The organism is Candidatus Bipolaricaulota bacterium (assembly GCA_021159055.1).
In the GTDB taxonomy this organism is placed as follows: domain Bacteria; phylum Bipolaricaulota; class Bipolaricaulia; order UBA7950; family UBA9294; genus S016-54.
Window position 1 is genome coordinate 1 of the sequence record JAGGSO010000003.1, and the last position, 5,564, is coordinate 5,564.

Below are 5,564 nucleotides of genomic sequence, written 5' to 3' on the forward strand. Positions count from 1 at the left end.
AATGATGCCTATCTTTATTTGACCTTCAAAATAGGTGGCTACAAAGAGCGTACCATGAAGTGGAGAGTTGAACCCTTGAAGACAGCGGGCAAGGCAGAGGAAGAAAAAGCATAGGTATAACCGGGTCTACCATTAATTTTTAATTTTATACAGTGACGGGTAGCTCCTGCTCAAGCAGAATGTCTACTTGACGGGGGGTGTGGTTCTTGGGATCGGCCGTCATGCGCGTATTGCCCGAGTCTGAAGATTCGTTTCGTCGCACACAGGGTGCGACACTACGAAGATCTTTTGTAGTGGCGGGCCCTGTGCCCGCCGGGAGTGCGAATCGCTTCCCCGCTGTCGATCGAAACGTCGCAGACAAGCTGCGACGTTACGGATAATCCAACCTTTCGTAGCGGCGGATCTCCGTCCGCAGCTCGCTGTGGGGTATCCTACGGCATCTTTCCGCAGATTCTATCCCTGTAGCCCCGATTGCCGTGGGAGGTTCCGGCTCGTATACTGGTTGTGAGATGAGCAGGGACCTTCTTTCCGATCTTAACGAAGCACAGCTCGCCGCGGTCACGTTCGGGGACGGGCCGCTCCTCATCCTCGCTGGTGTGGGGACGGGGAAGACGACAGTGATCACCCGGCGGATCGCATGGCTGATCGCGGAGAAGCGGGCCAAGCCGGCGGAGATCCTCGGGCTGACGTTCACCGAGCGGGCAGCGGCGGAGATGGAGTCACGCGTCGATACCCTCGTCCCGTACGGGTACATCGAAGCGCGGATCGGGACGTTCCATTCGTTCTGCGAGCGGCTCCTGCGGGAGAACGCGCTCTTGTTGGGGCTATCGCCCGACTACCAGGTCCTCACTGAAGCCGAGCAGGTGATCTTCCTCAAGGAGCATCTATTCGAGCTTCCGTTGAAGCGGTACCGTCCGCTGGGAAATCCGGTCCGTCACCTGCGCGCGATCCTCACCCTGTTCTCCCGTGCCAAGGACGAGGACGTCTCTCCGGAGGAATACGCGGATTATGCGGAGGGACTGCGGGCCCGGCTCGAGGCCGAAGCGAATCTCTCTGCCGAGGAGCGGGAGCTGCTTGAGTCCGAGGCGGCGGAGCAGGAGGAGCTGGCAGCGACCTACGCCAAGTACCAGGAGCTCATGGCAAAGAAGGGGTTCGTCGACTTTGGCGATCTGATCGCCCTCTCGCTCAAGCTCCTTCGCGAGCATCCGGCGGTGCTGAAACGCTACCAGGAGAGCTTCCGCTACATCCTCGTCGACGAGTTCCAGGACACGAACTACGCCCAGTTCGAGCTCCTCAAGCTCCTCGCCGGCGCAGAACGGAACATCACGGTGTGCGGGGACGACGACCAGTCGATCTACAAGTTCCGCGGCGCGGCGATCAGCAACATCCTCAACTTCCAGGACGAGTACCCCGATGCAGAGCTCGTCGTCCTCACTGAGAACTACCGCTCCACCCAGCAGATCCTCGATGCGGCCTACCGCCTGATCCAGAACAACAACCCCGACCGGCTCGAGGTGAAGAGCGGGATCTCCAAGCGCCTCCGCGCCGTCGCCGGGGAGGGGACCCCGATCGTCCAGCACCACTTCGAGCGGTTGGATGAGGAGTGCGACTTCGTCGCCGAGGAGATCGCACGTCGGGTCAAGGAGGAAGGAAGGACGTACTCGGACTTCGCGATCCTTGTGCGCAGCAACGCCCAGGCCGACCCGTTCCTGCACGCCCTGAACCTCCTCCACATCCCGTGGCACTTCTCCGGGAGCCGCGGCCTGTACGACCGGGAGGAGATACGGACGCTGATCGCCTTCCTCCGCGTCCTCGCCGACCCGCACAACGACCTCTCCTACCACTTTCTCGCCTCCTCGGCGCTGTACTCGGTCCCGGCCGAGGACCTCGCGCTGGCGACGAGCTACGCCCGGAGGAAGAACCGCTCCCTGTACGAGGTGTTCCGGACAGCGAGCAAGAGCCCGACCTTCCTCGACCTCTCCCCTGCCGGGAGGGAGGCGATGGGGCGGCTGGCCGACGACATCGCCGAGATGCTCGGGATCGCGGCCCAGTCCAAGACGGGCGAGGTCCTCTACCGCTACCTGACTGAACGGACCGGCCTGATCGAGCGGCTATCCAACTCGACCGATCCGGCCGACGCCCTCCGCATCCAGAACATCGCGCACTTCTTCCGGATCATCGAGCGGTTCTCCCAGGTGGCGAGCTACGACCGCGTCCCGTGGTTCATCGAGTACCTCGACGCCCTGATCGAGGCGGGTGACAACCCGCCGGTCGGTGAGGCGGAGTGGGACGAGGACGCGGTGAACGTCCTCACCATCCACCAGGCGAAGGGGCTGGAGTTCCCGATCGTCTTCCTCGTCGGGCTCGTCTCCGGAAGGTTCCCATCGGCCCACCGCCGCGATCCGATCCCGCTCCCCGACGCGCTTGTCAAGGACATCCTCACCAGCGCCGACTTTCACCGCCAGGAGGAGCGGCGCCTGTTCTACGTCGGGATGACGCGGGCGAAGGAGGTGCTCTATCTCACGAGCGCTCAGGACTACGGCGGGAAACGGCCGCGCAAGCCGAGCCTGTTCGTCTCCGAGGCGCTCGATCTGCCGCCGATGAAGCTAAAAACGACCAAGGGATCGCCCCTTTCCGCCATCACCCGCCACGGCAAGGGCAAGGCCGAGTCGCCCTCCTTGGTCGACCGGGGGGAGACGATCATCGAACTCAGCCATCAGAAGATCGACGATTACCTCACCTGCCCGCTGAAGTACCGCTACATCCACGTCCTCAAGGTTCCGATCCGCCAACACCACACCGTGATCTACGGCTACGCCATCCACCAGGCGATTCGCCTCTACAACATGAACCGCCTCGCCGGGCGTGAGACCCCGCTCGATCAGCTACAGGAGGCATTCCGTAAGTACTGGCAGGCGGAGGGGTTCCTGACCCGGGCTCACGAGGAGCTCCGGTTCGAGGAGGGGATGGAGGCGCTCGCGGAGTTCCACGCCCATGCGCGCTCGGACGGGGCCCCGGCCCACGTCGAGCGGAGGTTCGCGTTCACCGAAGGCGGGGTGAAGGTCGTCGGCGTGTTCGATCGGATCGACATCGTCGACGGAGAAGGGGTGATCATCGACTACAAGACCTCGCAGATCGCCGACGAGGAGCAGGCGAACAGGCGGACCAAGGAGAGCCGGCAGCTCGCGATCTACGCGCTCGCCTACGAGAAGCTGTTCGGAAAACTCCCGGCCCGGGTGGAACTGCGCTTCCTTACCCCGAAACTGATCATCGGCCGCCACGTCCCGGATGAGAAGACGATCGCCCGCGCCCGCGCCGACATCGCGGCAGCGGAGGAGGGGATCCGCGCCGGCCGGTTCCCGGCTGCTCCCACGTACAACGCTTGCACCTACTGCCCGTTCCGCTCCATCTGTCCGGGGAAGCAGGAGGACTGACCGGCGCAGGGCGCTGTCAGCGACGCCTCCTAGGGTGGGGAGACGGGTAACAGTCCCAAGGAGAGGAGCTTGTGACGGAGGACGGCGACATCCGCTGGAGAGGCGTTGTGTTGTGCTTCCATCTCGTCGATTGCGGCGAGGAGCTGGCGCGCCGCCTCCGCCGGCGCGATCGTGTCGGCCTCCACGAGGACCATCGTGCCGGTGTACGTCACTCCATTGACTGTGGATGTCTGGACCATCTTCACCGGCCAGTCGATTTCGGTGGAATACCAGGTCGTGTCGGTTTCGTCGACGGTCATATCGGGGTGCGTGACCTGATAGTGTTCGACCAACTTCCTGCAGTGCCAGTACGTACCAGCAGGCACTGTAACGGTGACGTCATCCGCCTCCACCCGGCGAACGGTCGTCCCGGTCCCGTCGTCGGGGCAGCTCCAGGTTCGCTTCGATTCCCAGCCGGGCGGGTTCAACCGCCATAGATTGTTGTGCTGGAACTGAACGCCGAACCCGTACGGCGGATAGTTGGGCTGGCGCATCACTTCCCCCAGGGTGACGAACGACGTGTCGGGGAAGCGGTTGATCTGCCCGAGTACGTAAGCGGTTGCATCCAGGACCTTCGTGGCGGTGAGGACGTAGATCGTGATCACCGCTTTGGCGGACGGCGATTGCGTGTTCGTCCCCTCCCACCTCCAGAACATGCCGGGAGTCCAATCCTCTCCAACGGCAACCAGACCGACCGCGGCGAGAATCAGCCCGATCAGGATGATGCGGAATCCGATCTTTTTCATCCAAATCACCTCACAAAAGTCTATATCACTGAGAAAAAAATACAACCGGCACTCGCGTCTGAAACGCCCGGTTTTGTGGAACAATCAATGTGGAGATTAATTGGAGGTGAGGTAAACGATGCTGAAGAAGTCTGTAGTTGCTGTCGTGCTGTTGATGTTGGGGTTCGGCGTGATCGCTCTCGCCGGAGTGTCGCTCTCCCCAATGGTCACGGAGGTCATCCTCCCGCCCGGGGAGTCGTATCAAGGGGAGATAACGATCAGCAACACCGGAGATGCGCCGGTGGTGGTCGACGCCACGGTGAAGGGGTTCACCGCCCCGGAGGGGGTTCCGATCCTGCTCGATCCGAGCAAAGACAACTACGCATACAGCGGGAAGGGACTCCTTGAGATCACTCCGACCGAGGAGACGATCCCAGCGGGTGGGAGCGTGAACTTCCACTATACGGTCACCATGCCGGAGAAGCTCGATCCCTACGGCGGTCGTTACGTGGCCGTGGTGTTCAAGGTAAAGCCCCCGGAAAGCGGGGCGCAGGTGGTGGTGAGCGCTCAGCTTGCCTCCTTGTTCTTGCTTAACCCAGGGAAGGAGGCGGAATCACATCTGCGGTTCGACTCGATCGACATCCATCAATCCCCGACCAACCCGCGCAAGATCATCCTTAAGGCGCTGGTAACCAACAACGGGAACTTGCATATCTCTCACGATCAGATCTGGGGGATCATGCACGTCATGGATCAAGACGGTTACATCATCGATACCTTCCCGGTCTATACCCACACCATGCTCCCGGGAACCTCCTACACCCACGAAGAGACGTGGACCGCACCTGATTCGCTCCCGAGCGGGACATACCAGTTCCACCTGGCGGTGTTTGTCTTCGGTCCGATCGGGACGGAGCCCCAGCGCTACTTCCTGAGCTTGCCGGTTCCCCTCCGCTTCTGAGCCGCTGATTCCCCCTGGTGCAGTCAGTCCACCAGGGGGAATCGTGAGGTGCCTGTTCCGCCTGATTGCAAGCGCAATGGGCCGGGTGATGGGGCTGATGCTGGCTTGGGGCGTCCTACTCGGGGCGCGGACAGAAATTCATAAAAGACCTCCGGTGAATACTCCGCAGCGAGCTACGGTGAGGACGAAAAATTCGCCGTAGGCGAATCGGTTCGGGGGTTCGGACCAATCGGGCACGAAGCCCGATGCTGCGAGCGATTCTATAGCCTCGCACCTTGCGTGCGACGTCTCTGCCATTGTAGCGGCGCAGCTTGTCTGCGACGTTCCGACAGCGGTTCCGATGATGGCGGGGACAAGCCCCGCCACTACGAGACATGGTTTGGGCAGTGTTTTCTGTCAAGGGTC

3 protein-coding genes are annotated in these 5,564 nt (G+C 61.9%); 2 read left to right on the forward strand and 1 reads right to left on the reverse strand.

Annotation, left to right across the window (positions count from 1 at the left end):
* Positions 1-509 precede the first annotated feature (509 nt).
* Positions 510-3,434, forward strand: coding sequence for an exodeoxyribonuclease V subunit gamma (locus tag J7J55_00180; protein ID MCD6141135.1), 2,925 nt, complete (start codon positions 510-512; stop codon positions 3,432-3,434).
* 29 nt (positions 3,435-3,463) lie between these two features.
* Here J7J55_00180 and J7J55_00185 read toward each other — a convergent pair whose 3' ends face one another.
* Positions 3,464-4,219 carry a hypothetical protein gene (locus J7J55_00185; protein MCD6141136.1) on the reverse strand — a complete coding sequence of 252 codons (756 nt, stop codon included), beginning with the start codon at positions 4,217-4,219 and terminating at the stop codon, positions 3,464-3,466.
* A gap of 118 nt (positions 4,220-4,337) precedes the next feature.
* On the opposite strand from J7J55_00185, the gene J7J55_00190 reads away from it, so the two are divergent.
* Entirely contained in the window at positions 4,338-5,159 is an 822-nt protein-coding gene (locus J7J55_00190; GenBank protein ID MCD6141137.1) for a hypothetical protein, read from the forward strand.
* The last annotated feature ends 405 nt before the right edge of the window (positions 5,160-5,564 follow it).

What these genes read in the sequence shown, in the direction of transcription:
- J7J55_00180 (MCD6141135.1), top strand. Translation starts at nt 510, where the DNA reads ATGAGCAGGGACCTTCTTTCCGATCTTAACGAAGCACAGCTCGCCGCG.
- J7J55_00185 (MCD6141136.1), bottom strand. Translation starts at nt 4,219, where the DNA reads ATGAAAAAGATCGGATTCCGCATCATCCTGATCGGGCTGATTCTCGCC.
- J7J55_00190 (MCD6141137.1), top strand. Translation starts at nt 4,338, where the DNA reads ATGCTGAAGAAGTCTGTAGTTGCTGTCGTGCTGTTGATGTTGGGGTTC.